The sequence below is a fragment of the Saccharopolyspora sp. NPDC002376 genome (genome assembly GCF_053593195.1).
Genome location: NZ_JBSFBZ010000038.1, coordinates 23729 through 39189 on the forward strand (window position 1 = coordinate 23729; position 15461 = coordinate 39189).

Genomic DNA, 15461 nt, shown 5'->3' on the forward strand with positions numbered 1-15461 from the left:
AGATGAGCCGTTGGACTCCGTTGCTGATGGACGAGGTGTCGCTGGGCGCGATGCCGCAGCTTCCGCTGAACGAGGTGATGCAGCACGCGCACCTGGTGGCCGAGCAGGGGCTGAAGCCGAAGGAGCTGTACGAGAGGTGGGAGCGTCAGCAGTGGTCCGCAGTGGACATTCCACTTGAGCAGGACCGGCACGACTTCGACAACGAACTGCGGCCGGTGTACCGCAAGATCGTCTCTGAGTCGATCGCGACGTTCATCATCGGTGAGTACACCGGGCTGGACATGCTCGGCCCGATCCTCACGGGCTCGCCGGACGAGCAGTACTCGCTCTTCCTCGGCACTCAGATCGCCGACGAGGCCCGACACAGCCACCTGACCTTCCGGCTCGGCGAGGAGGTCCTCGGCATGGACCCCGACCCGAAGCGGATGCTCGTCGACAGCTGGAACATCGCCGCACCGGCGCACCGGGAGCTGAGCCTGCTGGAGGCCGGCATCGTCGGTGACCTGCAGCAGCGGCCGCTGGACTACGGCCAGTGGCTGCGCGCGGTCACCCTGTTCCACCTGATCACCGAGGGCGTGCTGGCGCTGGTCGGGCAGCGCGTCCTGGTGCAGGCGCTGCGCGACCTCGACCAGCTCGACGGGGTCAAGACCGCGTTCACCGCGATGTGCCGCGACGAATCCCGGCACGTCGGATTCGGCATGCACGCGCTGCGCACCGGTGTCCAGGAAGGACACCACGACGACATCTGCGAGGTGCTGGAGCAGGCCCTCCCGCTGGCGCTGCGCGTCGACCAGGAGGCCACGGGGATTCCGGGCCCGGGGCTGCGCCAGATGAGCCTGGACATCCTGCGCAAGCACATGCGGGTGATCGGCATCGACGAGAAGTTCCAGGAACACCTGATCCAGAGCTCGGTCGAGAAAGCGGACCTCGCGCGCACGCGCGCGTCCGCGCAGGAGAAGCTGGCAGCCGCGAACTGACCGCCTGCCGACCCGATAACCAACGGTTCTCGTTCCTCCGACTAGGAAGGCGAAGCTTCATGGGGGATTACCGAAACGGCGGGCTCATCACCAACGATGGTGTGGTCACCCGCGATCAGGTCGCCTGGGACGCCGCGCTGCTGGCAAACCGCCTGCGCGGCAAGGGAATCCAGCCCGGCGACCGCGTGATGCTTTCGGCGGCCAACTCCGCCGAGTTCGTGGTGGCGCTGTTGGCGCTCATCGCGGTGGACGCCTCGATCGTGCTGATCGACTGCCGCCAGTCCGAGAAGGAGCACAGCCGGGTCGCCGCCCACGCCAAGGCGCGGTGGCTGCTGTGCGACAAGGACGTCCTGCCCGACACCTCTGAAGTCGAGTCGATCTCGCTGCAGAACGTGCTCAGCGAGATGCGGGTGACCCAGCCGGTCGACGCGTTCGCCGACGTGCACGACGCGTTGTCGTTCGACGCCTGGTACCGCCGGGCCGACGGGCTCATCCTGTGGTCCTCGGGCACCACCGGAAAGCCCAAGGGCATCGTCCGGTCCGGTGGCGCAGTGCGGGACAACATCGAGCGCACGCAGCGCCGCATGCAGTACGTCGCCGACGACGTGCTGATGCCGTTGCTCCCGTTCTCGCACCAGTACGGGCTGTCCATCATCCTGCTCTGGTGGTGGACGGAGTTCGCTCTGGTGGTGAGCTCGTCGGTGCGGCTGGACAGCGCGCTCGACCGGATCACCGAGCACGGCGTGACGGTGGTCGACGCGACCCCGTCCAGCTACGACGCGATGCTGGCCATCTACCACAAGCGCAACCGGTACCACGGTGCGCTGGCCAGCGTGCGGATGTGGTGCGTCGGTGGCGCACCGCTGTCGGCGTCGCTGGCCGGGCGGTTCCGCACCGTGATGGGAAAGCCGCTGCTCGACGGTTACGGCAGCAGCGAAGCGGGCAACATCGCGCTCGCGGTGGGTTCGGACCCGCACGGCGTCGGCCAGGCGCTGGACGGCGTAGGCATCGAGATCGTCGATTCGCAGGGCAACCCGGTGCCGTCCGGGGAACTCGGTGAGGTCGTCGTCCGCGCCCCGGACTACATGAACGCCATCCTCGGACCGGACGGTGAGCTGGTGCCGGTGCTGGACCGCGACTACCGCACCAACGACCTCGGCTGGCTCGACGAGCAGGGCAACCTCACGGTGGTGGGCCGCAAGCAGGCGGTGCACCGGCTGGGCCACACGATCTACCCCGATGCGCTGGTCGAGAAGGCCGAGCGCTGCGGGTGCCAGGTCCGCGTGGTCCCGTTCGACAACGAGCGGCTGGGCAGCGAGCTGGTGTTCGTGGTGGCCGACGAACTGGATCGCGACTCGCGCTACTGGCGGAACCTGTTCGCCGCGGAGCTCGCCGACTACGAGCTGCCGAACCGGGTCGTGGTGGTGCCGGAGCTGCCGCTCAACCTCAACGGGAAGATCGATGACCAGGCGGTGCGCGACATCGCCCGCAGCAGCAGCGGGTACATCAGCCGGCTACCGATCCCTTACACGGAGCGGTTGCAGGCGCTGCGCAGCGTCGTGGAGTTCCTGCAGACCAACCGCGCGCAGGTGCACGAGCTGCTCACCGAGGTCGAGCACCACGCGACCGCCAACGGCGAGATCGACCTGTGCATCCAGACCCTGGAAGGCGCGCAGGAGGAAGTGCTGCGGTACCAGCCCAGGGCGGTGGACAGCACGGCGGTGTTCATGCCGTCGAACATCCCGCTGTACTCCTACGTGCTGTACCTGCTGATCCCCAGCCTGTACTCGGGCGAGGTCAGCTTCCGCGCCTCCAGCAAGATCGCGGAGCTGACCCGCAAGCTGCACGCGCTGCTCGCGGACGTGCACAAGCTGCCGATCCACGAGTGCGCGATGGCGCAGCGCGAGTTCATCTCCGGCCCGGTCGATGCCGCGGAAGTGATCGTGTTCACCGGCACCTACCACAATGCGGAGAAGGTCCGGGCGCAGCTGCGCTCCGACCAGCTGTTCGTCTTCTTCGGCCAGGGCGTCAACCCGTTCATCGTCGGGCCGGACGCGGACCTGCGCAGCGCCATCCCCGCGCTGATCGACGTACGCATGATCAACTCCGGGCAGGACTGCTTCGGCCCCGACCGGATCTTCGTGCACGACTCGATCGCCGACGTGTTCGTCCCCGCGCTGTGCCACTACGTGGCCAAACTCCGCCACGGCGACAACCGGGACGCCACCAGCGACTACGGGTCGATGTACTACCTGGACGCCTTCGCCGACTCCTTCGACTACCTGCGCCGCAACTCCGAGCACATCGTCTCGGGTGGTGAGGTCAGCATCATGGACATGCACCTGCGTCCGACGGTGCTGGACCTGCCGCCGGAGCCGAAGGGGCAGGCACCGGAGATGTTCGCGCCGATTTTCAACGTGGAGCGCTACTCCTCCACCGAACAGCTGCTGTCGGTGCTGAACTCGCCGTTCTACATCGACCGCGCGATGGGCGCGACGGTGTACGGCGACCTGCCGGAAGTGCAGGCGTTCCTGGAGAAGCGGCACTACGTCACGGTCAACAGCACGCTGGTGGACCACGATGACGGCAACAAGCCGTTCGGCGGCCGGGGCATCGTCGCGAACTACGCGGCGCTCGGCACGCGGCGGGTGGCCGAGCCGCTGCTGCTGTCCAAGACGGTGGCCGACTACCTCGGCACCATCTCGGCGGAGACGCGCCGTCGCTCGCTGATCGGGGCGGCCGAGCATGTCTGACCACACGGACGGGGCCTGGGCGGCAGTGCTGGAAGTGCTGCGGCACAACGGGATCGGCACGCTGTTCGGGCTGCCCGGTGACGACCTGAAGCTGCTCTCGGCACTGGAACGCGCGGACGCGCCCCCGCGGCTGGTGCTGTGCCGCGACCAGCGCAACGCGCTGTTCATGGCCACCGGCCACGCCCTGCAGACGGGGGCGGCGGCCGTCGCGGTCGTGGGCAAGGGGCCCGCGACCACCAACGCTGCCACCGGCCTGCTGGAAGCCAAGTGCTCCCACGCGCCGGTGGTCCTGATCGGCGCGGGCACCGACGCGCAACATCTCGGTGCTCGCGCTTTCCAGGAACTCGACCAGGTTTCCGCGCTCACCCCGTTGACCAAGTGGGCGCACCGGGTCGAACACGCCGACCGGCTGGTCCCAGCGCTGCGTCGCGCGCTGCTGGTCGCGACGCAGGGCGCGCCCGGCCCGGTGTACCTGGAAGTGCCGGATCACCTGCTGACCGCCGAAATCTCGGTGCGCGGTAGCGGACCAGTGGTGTCCGAACCGGCCTGCGCGATGGTCGAACCGGTTTTGCCGCAACAGGTTCGGGCGGCCAAGCGGCCGATCCTGCTCGTCGGCGGCGGGATGCGGCACCGCAACTCCGACCGCGCGGTGGAGCGGCTGGCCGAGCGCATCGGCGCGGCGATCTTCTGCACGGCGACCGGACGCGGTGCCGTGGACGAGGACCACCCGCACTTCCTCGGGCTGTCCGGGCTGTACGCCGCGCCGGCGACCGCGCAGCTGTGGTCCACTGCGGACTGCCTGATCAGCCTGGGCAGCAGGCTGGAGGAAACGGCCACCCTCGGTTGGCCGGAGTCGATCGGCGACTCCGTGCCGGTGGTGCAGCTCAACATCGCGGGCGAGGAGTTCGCCGCCGACTTCTCCGGGCCGTGCCTGGTCGGGGACGCCGCCGGGACCGTCGAGCAGTGGCTGGCCGGCGAGCTCGGCACCCCGGAGATCCGGGAGGAGTGGACCGAGCTGGTCATCGGCACGCGGGAGCAGCTGCTCACCGACCACCGCGCGGTGCTCGACCGGCTCGCCGGTTCGGACGAGCGGCTGCGCATTCCCGAGGTGCTCGCCGCCGTGCAGCGGGCGGTGCCGGAACCCCGGATCCTGGTGCAGGAGAACGGGTTGCAGGACATGTGGTCGTACTTCTTCCCGAACTACAGCTGCGGCCGGGCCGGGGGCTCCGTGGTGCCCTCCGAGCAGACCAGCCTCGGCTTCGGTGCGGCCGCGGCCGCCGGGGTGAAGGTCGCCGCCCCGCACCGCCCGGTGCTCGCCCTGGTCGGCGATGGTGCGTTCAACCTGTTCTCCAGCGACCTGCGCACGCTGGTGCAGGAGCGGATCGGGGTCTGCTACCTGGTGCTGCGCAACGGCGGCTACGGCTGGTTGCAGCAGCAAGCCGAGCAGCACGACCCGCCGCTGAGCGGGTTCTCCTTCACCCGCGACGAAGAACCGCTGGTGCACACCCCCGGCGTGCACCACGTGGTCGTCGAACGGCGCGACGAACTGGCCGCGGTGCTGTCCGAGGCGGTCCGGGGCGCCGACGACGGCACGCCGAGCGTGGTCGAGGTACCGGTCACCCTCGACGACTCCGCCTTGCGGCCGGAAGGCGACTTCGGCACCGCCAAGTAGTGCGCGACCCGAGACTGACGAGGAGCAACCGATGGTTTCCGAGAAGATCCGACAACTGCGTCGTCGCGTGGTGGTCACCGGAGTCGGTGCGGTCACCCCGGTCGGGCTGACCTTCGACGCGACCTGGGAGGCGTTCCTGGCCGGCCGCAGCGGGGTGGCCGAGATCAGCACGTTCGACGTCTCCGACCTGCCCACCTCGATCGCCGGGCAGATCAAGGACTTCGACCCCTCCGTTTACATGCCGCGCAACATCGCCCGGCGAATGGACAGCTACGCCCAGTACGCCATGGCGGCGGCGATGCAGGCGCACCAGATGTCGAAGCTGGAGATCGGCGAGGACAACGCCGACCAGGTCGGCGTGCTGATCGGCAGCGGTTACGGCGCGGTCAACTCGATCGACGGTTTCTCGGTGACGATCCGGCAGAAGGGGCCGCGGGCGATCAGCCCGTTCGCCCCGATCACGGGTGCGATCGACAGCGCCGCCGGCGAGATCAGCCTGGCGCTCGGCGCGCGTGGCCCGAGCCGGGCGATCAGCAGCGCGTGCGCGACCGGTACGGACGCGCTGGGTGAAGCAGCGCGCTGGATCCAGTTCGGCGTGACCGATGCCGCCATCGTCGGTGGCGCGGACAACTGCGTCACCCGGGTCGACCTCGCCGGCAGCGGCAACGCACGGGCGCTGTCCCGCCGCGTCGACGCGCCCGAGGAAGCGTCCCGCCCGTTCGACGAGGACCGGGATGGCTTCGTGATGAGCGCCGGTGCCGGTGTGCTGGTGCTGGAAGAAGCCGAGCACGCCCAGCAGCGCGGTGCCACCATCCTGGCCGAGGTGCTCGGCTACGGCTGCTCGTCCGACGCCTACCACTGGACGGCTCCGCAGCCCGAGGGCCTCGGCGCCAAGCGGGCGATGCGGGCCGCGCTCGCCGATGCGGGCATCGAGCCGGGGCAGGTCGACCACGTCAACGCCCACGGCACCAGCACGAAGCTCAACGACGCGTCCGAAGTCGCCTCGCTGCGCGAGGTGCTCGGCGAGCGCGTCAACGAGATCCCGATCTGCTCGATCAAGTCGATGACCGGGCACATGATCGGCGCGGCCGGCGCGGTGGAGGCCATCACCTCGGTGCAGACCATCCGTACCGGCATCGTCCCGCCGACGATCAACTGCCACCAGCCGCTGGCCGACGACATCAACTTCGTGCCGCACGAACCGCAGAACCACGACGTGCGAGTGGTGATGAGCAACTCGTTCGGCTTCGGTGGGCACAACGCGGTGATCGTGCTCGGCGCTTGGGAAGGCTGAGCCGTGGCAGTGCTCGTGACCGGTGGGAACCGGGGAATCGGCCTGGCGATCGCGCGGGAGTTCCAGGCGGCGGGTAAGTCGGTCGCGGTGACGCACCGCGGTTCGGATGCCCCCAGCGGGTTGTTCGGCGTGCGCTGCGACGTGACGGATTCCGAGCAGGTCGACGCCGCGTTCGACCAGGCGGAGGCGGAGCTCGGTCCGATCACCACGGTGGTGGCCAACGCCGGCATCACCGACGACCAGCTCCTGCTGCGGATGGACGAAGCGCAGTTCACCAGGGTCATCGACACCAACCTGACCGGCGCCTACCGGGTGGCCAAGCGCGGCGCGCGCACCATGTTGCGCCAGCGGCGTGGACGGCTGGTGTTCGTGTCCTCGGTGGTCGGCTTCCGCGGCGAGGCAGGCCAGGCCAACTACGCCGCCAGCAAGGCCGGGCTGCTCGGCATGGCGCGTTCCCTGGCCCGCGAACTCGGTTCGCGCGGCATCACGGCCAACGTGGTGGCACCGGGCCTGATCACCACCGACATGACCGACGCCCTGCCCGACGTGCGCAAACAGCAGATCCTGGACGGGATCCCGCTGGGCCGCCCCGGCGACCCGGCCGAGGTCGCCTCCGTCATCCGCTGGCTGGCATCGGACGAAGCCGCCTACATCACCGGCGCCCTCATCCCAGTCGATGGCGGCGCCGGCATGGGCCACTGATCCGCAGTTTCAAGGGAACTGTGCCCCAACAGCTCCCCTGGAAAACTGGGCTCCGTCCCACCCCGTGGACCGCAGTTCCAATTGAAACTGCGGTTCTGCACCACGGCACCGGCACCCTGCTGGGCCGATGCATCAGCCGGGATGACGGGTGGTCACCCGAAAACCGAGATGAACCTGTAGATGAGGAGCAGCGCGTGCCTGGTTTGCTCGCGGGCAAGCAGATTCTGATCACCGGAGTCCTCACGGAGTCCTCGATCGCCTTCCACGCGGCGAAGGTCGCCCAGCAGCAGGGTGCGAAGGTGGTGCTGACCGGATACGGCCGGCTCAGCCTGGTCCGCCGCATCGCGAACCGGCTGCCCGAGCCGCCGCCGGTGATCGAACTCGATGTCACCGACCAGGGCATGCTCGACGGGCTCGAACCGCAGCTGCGCGAGCACGTCGACCGGCTCGACGGGGTGCTGCACTCGATCGCCTTCGCGCCGGGATCCTGCCTGGGCGAGGACTTCCTGGACGCGCCGTGGCAGGACGTGGCGACCGCGGTGGAGGTTTCGGCGTACTCGCTGAAGTCGCTGGCGGTCGCGTGCCGCCCGCTGCTGCGGCCGGGCAGCTCGATCGTCGGCGTGGACTTCGACGCCCGCGTGGCCTGGCCGGGCTACAACTGGATGGGCGTGGCGAAGGCGGCGCTGGAATCCACCACGCGCTACCTGGCCCGAGAACTCGGCCCCGACGGGATCCGGGTCAACCTGGTCGCGGCCGGACCGCTGCGCACGGTGGCCGCCCGCTCCATCGGCGGTCCGGACACCCTCGAGGAGAGCTGGCAGGAACGCGCACCGCTGGGCTGGGACACCAACGACCCGGAACCGGTGGGCCGCACGATCTGCGCGCTGCTGTCCGACTGGCTGCCGAAGACCACCGGGTCGATGGTGCAGGCCGACGGCGGTTTCCACGCCATGGGCGTGTGAGGCTGTTCCGATCAGCAACGCTCGTCGGCCGCTCGCCAGGAGCGCCGACGGCCGCGCGGGATGACGACCGCCAGCGCTGCGGCCGTGCCGATCACGACCGCTGCTGCGGTTGCCAGGAGTGCTGCGGTGCGGTCCGGGGTGGGGTCGGTCGGCGGTGGCATGTGGACCGCTTCCGGGGTGGCGGGTGGTTTTCCTTCCACCGTCGGAAGTTCCGCGGTGACCGCTGTTGCCGGGTCTACGACTCCGCTGCCCAGGAGCGGGTGCGGGGCGCCGCCCGGTGGTGGGTAGGCGGTGTCGCGCAGGCGGCGGGCGAGGTCTTCGGTGGTCAGGTGCGGGCGGTAGGAGAGGGCTAGGGCTGCGGTGCCGGAGACCTGGGCGGCGGCTACGGCGTCTCCGCTGGAGATGAACAGGCCGTTGCCTCCGGGGCCGATGCCGGTCATGGCTGCCCCGGGAGCTGCCAGGTCCACTTTGATCTGGGGCTGGGCGGATCGGACGGGGGCGCCGTTCGGTGCGGTCGCGGCGACCGACAGGGCTTCGGGGTAGGCGGCGGGGAACGCCTGGACGGCTTTGTCGTTGTCGCCGGTCGACGCCGGGGCAACGACCAGCGCACCAGCGGCTGCGGCGTCGCGCACCGCGGCGGCCAGCGCGTCGCTGGGCTCGGTGGCTGCCGCGGCTACCGAGATGACGCGCGCGCCACCGGCCAGCGCTGTGCGGATGCCGTTGGCCAGGACATCGGCGGTGGCGTTGCCCTGCTGGTCGGTGGCCTTGACGGCCAGGATCCGCGCGCCCGGTGCGACTCCGGCGAAACCCCCGCCCGCGTGCGGCGCGGCGGCGATGATGCCCGCGACGAACGTGCCGTAACCGACGCAGTCCGGCCCAGCTCCGTCCACGCGACCAGCCAGGGCCGGGGACGTCGCATCGACTCCGCTGCCGACGACGGCCACGGTGACGCCGGTGCCGTTCCCGTGCTGCCAGGCGCGTTCCGGTTGGAGCTGCGCCTGAGCCCACGGCTTCTCAGTGGTATCCACTGTGGACGCAGTGCGGCATCCGCCGTAGGAGGAGAGCGTCTGCGGGATCGCCGGAAGCTCCGGCGCGGCGAACGCCGCCGGAGCCGAAAGTGCCGACGCGGCAACTAGAGTGGTCAACAAAAGGGCGCCATTTCGCACCTCCTGAAGCTAAGCGACCGCGATCACCCCGGACATGTCCCGAAAACAGGGATGCCACCGCTGCCGCTGGTGTCCCGTGCCGAGAGACTCCCAAATTTCCCTAAAGTTGGAATCCAAACACACCCGAGTGCGTCGTGACGGCTCCCAAATTTCCCTAAAGTTGGGAGCTCCCGGACGGAGCCCGAGGTGCGGCGTCACCCGGGGTGGTGCCAATTTCTCGCGAAATTGACACAGCCCCGGGTGACGTTGATCCCTCAGACGGGGAGATCTTCGGGGAGGATGCCCCGGAGGTCGGACAGGGTTGGGGTAGCGAGGGCGCTGAGGCGGCCGGCTTGGCGGGTCATGGTGGTTTCGAGGAGTTGGCGGGCGTAGCGGGCGTTGCCGAAATTGCGGTCGCGCGGCATTTCCTCGAAGTGGCGGTGCAGGGCCGCCAGGACGTCTTCGCCGCATTCGTAGCCGTTGGTGCGGGCATTGCGGTCGAAGATATCGGTCAGCTCCGCCGCGGTGTAGTCGGCGAACTCGACGTGGCGTGAGAAGCGCGAGCCCAGACCCGGGTTGGTGGCCAGGAAGTCCTGCATCTCCGCCGAGTAGCCCGCCACGATCACCACGACCTCGTCGCGGTGGTCCTCCATCAGCTTCACCAGCGTGTCGATGGCTTCGCGGCCGAAGTCGTTGCCACCAGCGGAAGTCAGCGCGTACGCCTCGTCGATGAACAGCACGCCGCCGCGCGCCCGCTCGAACGCATCGCGGGTGAGCTGCGCGGTGTGGCCGATGTACTTGCCGACCAGGTCAGCGCGGCTGACCTCGACGAGCTGGCCGGTCGGCAGCACCTCCAGGTCGGCCAGCACTTCGCCGTAGAGCCGGGCCACGGTCGTCTTGCCGGTGCCGGGCGGTCCGGCGAACACCAGGTGGTGGCTGATCTTCGGGGTCGGCAGCCCCGCTTCGGCGCGACGCTGGTTGGCCGCCAGCAGGTTGACCAGGTCTTCGACCGCCGACTTCACCGACGAGATGCCGATCATCTCGCGCAACTGGCTCAGCGCCGTCGGCTTGTCCGGCTCGGCGGCTTCGGGGTCGGCGCCGACGTCTGCGGGCAGCATCCGGGACAGCTCGTCCTGGTCCACCTCGGGCAATCCGGCCAGCCGGACCGCCTGCCGGTCGATCATCTCCTCGAACAGCTTGCGGGCCGCACGACCGTTGCCGAAGTCGGCGCCGCGGTGCAGCCGCCCGAAGTAGCGCTCCAGCGCCTCGTGGGTGCCGTCGCCGAGTTCGTAGCTGTGCGCCTGGCACATCCGCTCGACGATGGTGACCAGCTCGGGCACCGAGTAGTTCTCGAACTCGACGGTGCGGTTGAAGCGGGAGGCCAGGCCGGGGTTGGAGGCCAGGAACCCGTCCATCTGCTCGGAGTACCCGGCGGCGATGACCACCACGTCGTCGCGGTGGTCCTCCATCAGCTTGACCAGCGTGTCCACCGCTTCGCGGCCGAAGTCGGGCCCGCCGCCGCCCTGCGCGTTCAGCGTGTAGGCCTCGTCGATGAACAGCACGCCGCCGAGGGCCTTGGTGAACGCCTCGGTGGTCTTGATCGCGGTGCCGCCGACGATCTGCGCGACCAGGTCGGCGCGGGCCACCTCCACCAGGTGACCGCTGCGCAGCGCACCGAGCGAGGCGAGGATCTCGCCGTAGAGACGGGCGATGGTGGTCTTACCGGTGCCGGGCGGTCCGGCGAAGATCAGGTGGCGGCTCATCGGCAGCGCCGGCAGCCCGGCGGCCTCTCGCCGCTTGGCCATCTCGGTTAGGTTCACCAGCGTCGTGACCTGCTGCTTCACCCCGTCCAGGCCGACCAGTGCGTCGAGTTCGGCCAGCGGTCCGGCTTCCGCGTCGCTGGTTCCGGCGTTGTCCCGGCTGTCCAGGTTCTCGATCTCCAGCCGGTCGCCGCCGGAGCTGTTCGGCGTGTGCACCCCGGATCCGCCGTTGCCGGTGGCGGTGCAGTTGGTGACCGCGACGGGCTCGGCGGTCTCCACCCGGACGCCGTCGCGGGTGTTGTCGACCAGCTCGCAGTCCTCCAGGGTGGCGCGGCCGCCGTTGCTCACCAGTACGCCGTGCCCGTCGTTCTTGACGACCTTGCTGCGCAGCACGGTCAGGTCCGCGTGGTCGGCGATGGTGATGCCGTCACCGGTGCAGTCGCGGACCTCGCACTCCCGCAGCATCCCGGTGCCGCCCTTCTCGACGGCCACGCCGGTCGCTGCTCGGATCACCGCGCGCTCCACGGACGGGTCGGCGTCCTCGCCGATGCGCAGGCCGGTGCGCGCGACCTCGCCGATCTCGACGTCCTCCAGGCGGCCGTGCCCGCCGCCGAACACCGCGATGCCGTCGCCGCGGACGTCCTGCACGGTGATCCGGCGCAGCATCGGGTTCGCCCCGGCGCGCACGATGATCCCGGTGCCCTCGACGTCGTTGACCTCGAGCCGCTCGAACTCCGCGACCGACTCGTCGGTGAGCACCACGCCGTCCTCCGCGCAGTCGCGCACCGAGGTGTCGCGGAAGACCGGCCCGGCCAGCTCGCCGACCTCGATGGCGGCCTTGCGGGTGCCGAAGATCCGCAGTTCCTCGTAGCTGCCCTTGGCCTTGTCGGTGATCAGCAGGCCGTTGGCCTTGGTGCGCCCGACGCGGCAACCGGTCACCACCGGCTCGCTGCCGCCCAGCACCACCAGGCCGTGCTCGCGGGTGGCGGTGAACGAGCAGTCCTTCAGGGTCGGTCGGCCCTGGCTGTTGATGTAGGCGCCGATCGCCACGTCCTTGACGGAGGTGCCGCGAATCGTGGTGCTGCTGTTGGCTTCCAGCGCGATCGCGGGCTTGTCGGTGCGGGAGATCTGGCAGTCTTCGACGGTGCCGCGGGATTCGGCGTTCGCGCAGACCCCGTTGCCCCGGCTGTCGCGCAGCACGCAGCGGCGGATCATCGGCGCCGCGCGATCGCTGATCACGATCGCCGAGCTGCCCAGGTGCTCGACCACGCAGTCCTCGACGACGCTGCCCGCTTCGGAGGTGTCGACGATCCCGGCGCCCGCGGAGTTGGTGACCCGGCAGTCGCGCATCGCCAGCGAACCGGATTCGCGGGCCAGCACGGCGGTCCAGGCCGAGCCGGTGACCTCGCAGTCGTCCATCGCCGCCTGCCCGCGTGGAACGTCCACAGTGGGCAGTTCCGGGTCGCGACCGCGCAGCACCAGCCCGCTGAGCTGCACCGCTTCGGACACCACGCGCACCGCGCTGCCGCGCACCGGGGACAGCTCGACGGTGCGCGAACCCTCGGCGGCGATGATGGTGACCACCTTGGTGATCACCAGGTTCTCCTGGTAGCGGCCGGGGTGCACCGAGATGACCGACCCGGGGCGGGCCTGCTCCAACGCAGCCGCAATGGTCCGGTGACCGTCGGATCCCTCCGCTCGAACGGAAAGCACAGGCCGCGCCACAGATACTCCTCCAGTCGCGGGCCCGGGCGCACCCGGATCCGCTTTGCGTAGAAACGGTGTTCCCCAGCCTGCCTGGCGAGCTCGGGCGGTGTTAGTCCCAACAACGTCGCGCGCGGACCCCTATTCATGGGACTCCCGGTGCGCGGTTAACGGGAGGTTGAATGGAGGTACTGATCGGTAGGGGCAGCGTGGCCGCCCGAGGGTGAACGCAACAGAGGTGACCGAACGTGGCCAGGGTGAGCAGCGGGCTGGTCGCGGCATGCTTGGCGTCCAGCGCGACCGGCTGGCTGCTGGGCCGCTGGACTCGCCGCCACCCCGGCGCCGAACTGCGCTGGCTGCGCCAGGAGCTCACCGCGACCAGCAACGCGCTGATCGAAGCCGAGCAGGAGCGCGCCGACGCGCGGCGCGCGCAACGCGAGCTGATCATCGCCATCTCCCACGAAATGCGCACCCCGCTGGCTGGAATCCGCGCCGCTGCCGAGGCCTTGCAGGACGGTGTGGCGCAGGAACCGCAGCGCTACCTGGACGGGTTGATCGGCGGGGCGCAGCGGTTGAACCGCGTGACCGGGGATCTCTTCGAGCTGGCCCGGCTCCAGGTTGACAGCGTCGAGCGGACCCCGACTCGGCTGGCTGATCTGCTGGATTCCGCTTTGGCAGCGGCACTTCCGGTCGCGTTGGAGCGCGGGGTGCGGCTGCACGGCGTCGGCCTGGACAGCGCGACGGATCCGGTGCGGGTCGACATCGCGGTGCTGACGCGGGCGTTGGCGAACCTGGTGATGCACGCCGTTCGGCACACCGTGCCCGGCGAGCCGGTGACGGTGACGGCGATGGTCTCGGGCGACGAGATCGAGGTGATCGTCGTCGACGGCTGCGGCGGAGCAGCGGGCCTCGACGCGGCGGCGGAACCGGCGGACAGCGGCTTGGCGGTCACCCGCGGCCTGATCCGCGCCCACGGCGGAAACGTCCGAGTCGACCAGGTCACCGACGGCTGCCGCTTCACCACTCGTCTCCCCGCCGGCCTCACCTGACCCCGGACAGGCCCAACTACCAGCGACGATCCCGCAATCCCGAGACGAACGCCACCCACTGGCATCGCGGGAAGGCCAGCACAGCCCCATCCCGATCCTTCCCGAAAACCGCGTGATATCCCCAGAACCACCAGCTGAACTACCACAACCCCAGTTCCCCGACTTCGACCCCGACGACCACCCCATCGGTCGCCACCACCTGCGCTGTAAGCGGTCGTGAGTGCAAAAACCGGCTCCAACCGGTCTACGCACTCACGACCCCACCGATCCGGGTCGGTGCGGCATGAGATTCCCCAGCCACATGCCGCGCCCGCCACCACCTCGAAAAACGAGAAGCCCTCCCCGGCTGATGCGGGGGAGGGCTTCTCGGTTGCTGGTGCCGGCCGTGGTGTTACTCCCGGCTTCGGTGCACTTGGGCTTTTGTGGGGGCCTCATGTTGTTGGGCCGAAGCGGTAGCCGACTCCCCAGATCGTGTTGAGGATCGTCGGGTTGGCCGGGTCGGTTTCGATCTTCTCTCGGAGGCGGCGGACGTAGACGCTGATCATCGACGAGTCGCCCACCTTCCACTGCCAGACGCGCTGCATCAGCTCGTCCTTGCGGAAGGTTTCGCCGGGGTGGTCGAAGAAGAAGTCCAGGAGGTCCCGTTCGCGGCCGGTGAAGCGCAGCGGTGTGCCCGCCTTGGTGACCTGGCGGGTCATCAGGTCCAGGACCAGGTCTCCGACCTGACGGGTTTGCGGCGCGGGCTGCTGCGGTTGAACCGACTGGCCTGCGGTGCGGCGGAGCAGGGCCTGAGCGCGGAGGACCAGCTCGCGCGGGCTGAAGGGCTTGGTGACGTAGTCGTCGGCGCCGAGTTCCAGCCCGTGGATGCGGTCGTCCTGCTCGCCCAGGGCCGTGACCAGGATGATCGGGACCGTGCTCTGCTCGCGGAGCTTGCGGCAGACGTGGGTGCCGTCGAGGCGGGGGAGCATCCGGTCCAGGATCACCAGGTCCGGGTTGAACGCCTGGAAGCCGTCCAGGGCCATCACGCCGTCGGCAGCCACCGCGACCAGCATTCCCGCGTGGTTGAGGTAGCTGGCGATGACCTCGGCCATCATCGGATCGTCCTCGACCACGAGCACCCGGTGCCGTCGCACCGCACCGGACCCGATGTCCACCGCACGCCTCCGCTCAACCCGACCGAGGTCGAGCCTATCTGTTCCACGGTCTGAACCAGGGCCGGGCAGGTGGCCGAACCGATTTCCCGGGCCACGGCGCTGGTTTGAGCTCTCACCGCCGAAGCGGTGTCTGCAAGAGCGTTACACAATTCGCCCTTTTTTCTTCGGACGGGTGGTCATTGGTAACCCGGGAGGAGGGAGATCGCTGATCTCAGCTGCCGGTCACCTGCTGACGCGATCAGGATTCGTTTCGCACCGACTGTCCGATTCGGCGCGGTGTCCACATTGT

At 69.5% G+C, this 15461-nt stretch carries 10 protein-coding genes; 7 read left to right on the plus strand and 3 right to left on the minus strand.

Annotation, left to right across the window (positions count from 1 at the left end; genetic code table 11):
- The first annotated feature begins 2 nt into the window (after positions 1-2).
- The 6 genes from ACWCO2_RS23635 to fabI all read left to right on the plus strand — a co-directional run bounded on the left by ACWCO2_RS23635 (position 3) and on the right by fabI (position 8360).
- Positions 3-977 carry a ribonucleotide-diphosphate reductase subunit beta gene (locus ACWCO2_RS23635; protein ID WP_450129933.1) on the plus strand — a complete coding sequence of 325 codons (975 nt, stop codon included), beginning with the start codon at positions 3-5 and terminating at the stop codon, positions 975-977.
- 59 nt (positions 978-1036) lie between these two features.
- Positions 1037-3730 carry an aldehyde dehydrogenase family protein gene (locus ACWCO2_RS23640; RefSeq protein ID WP_450129934.1) on the plus strand — a complete coding sequence of 898 codons (2694 nt, stop codon included), beginning with the start codon at positions 1037-1039 and terminating at the stop codon, positions 3728-3730.
- On the plus strand, positions 3723-5402 hold the full coding sequence (locus ACWCO2_RS23645) for a thiamine pyrophosphate-binding protein (RefSeq protein WP_450129935.1): 1680 nt from the start codon (positions 3723-3725) through the stop codon (positions 5400-5402). Before ACWCO2_RS23640 ends, ACWCO2_RS23645 begins: the two co-directional genes overlap by 8 nt.
- Positions 5403-5433: 31 nt before the next feature.
- On the plus strand, positions 5434-6696 hold the full coding sequence (fabF, locus tag ACWCO2_RS23650; RefSeq protein WP_450129936.1) for a beta-ketoacyl-ACP synthase II: 1263 nt from the start codon (positions 5434-5436) through the stop codon (positions 6694-6696).
- 3 nt (positions 6697-6699) lie between these two features.
- Positions 6700-7398, plus strand: a complete 699-nt coding sequence (gene fabG / locus ACWCO2_RS23655; RefSeq protein ID WP_450129937.1) for a 3-oxoacyl-ACP reductase FabG — start codon at positions 6700-6702, stop codon at positions 7396-7398.
- Positions 7399-7592: 194 nt separating this feature from the next.
- Positions 7593-8360, plus strand: coding sequence for an enoyl-ACP reductase FabI (fabI, locus tag ACWCO2_RS23660; protein ID WP_450129938.1), 768 nt, complete (start codon positions 7593-7595; stop codon positions 8358-8360).
- Positions 8361-8371: 11 nt separating this feature from the next.
- Here fabI and ACWCO2_RS23665 read toward each other — a convergent pair whose 3' ends face one another.
- Positions 8372-9505: a S8 family serine peptidase gene (locus ACWCO2_RS23665; RefSeq protein ID WP_450129939.1), complete on the minus strand. Its 1134-nt coding sequence runs from the start codon at positions 9503-9505 to the stop codon at positions 8372-8374.
- A 275-nt stretch (positions 9506-9780) separates the two neighbouring features.
- A complete protein-coding gene (locus tag ACWCO2_RS23670) occupies positions 9781-12990 on the minus strand; it encodes a right-handed parallel beta-helix repeat-containing protein (protein WP_450129940.1) in 3210 nt (1069 codons plus the stop codon).
- 227 nt (positions 12991-13217) lie between these two features.
- Between ACWCO2_RS23670 and ACWCO2_RS23675 the strand changes: the two genes are divergently transcribed.
- Positions 13218-14018, plus strand: a complete 801-nt coding sequence (locus ACWCO2_RS23675) for a sensor histidine kinase (RefSeq protein ID WP_450129941.1) — start codon at positions 13218-13220, stop codon at positions 14016-14018.
- 431 nt (positions 14019-14449) lie between these two features.
- Here ACWCO2_RS23675 and ACWCO2_RS23680 read toward each other — a convergent pair whose 3' ends face one another.
- The gene (locus ACWCO2_RS23680) at positions 14450-15172 is read right to left on the minus strand and encodes a response regulator transcription factor (protein ID WP_450129942.1); all 723 of its coding nucleotides are present in this window, start codon (positions 15170-15172) and stop codon (positions 14450-14452) included.
- Positions 15173-15461: the final 289 nt, after the last annotated feature.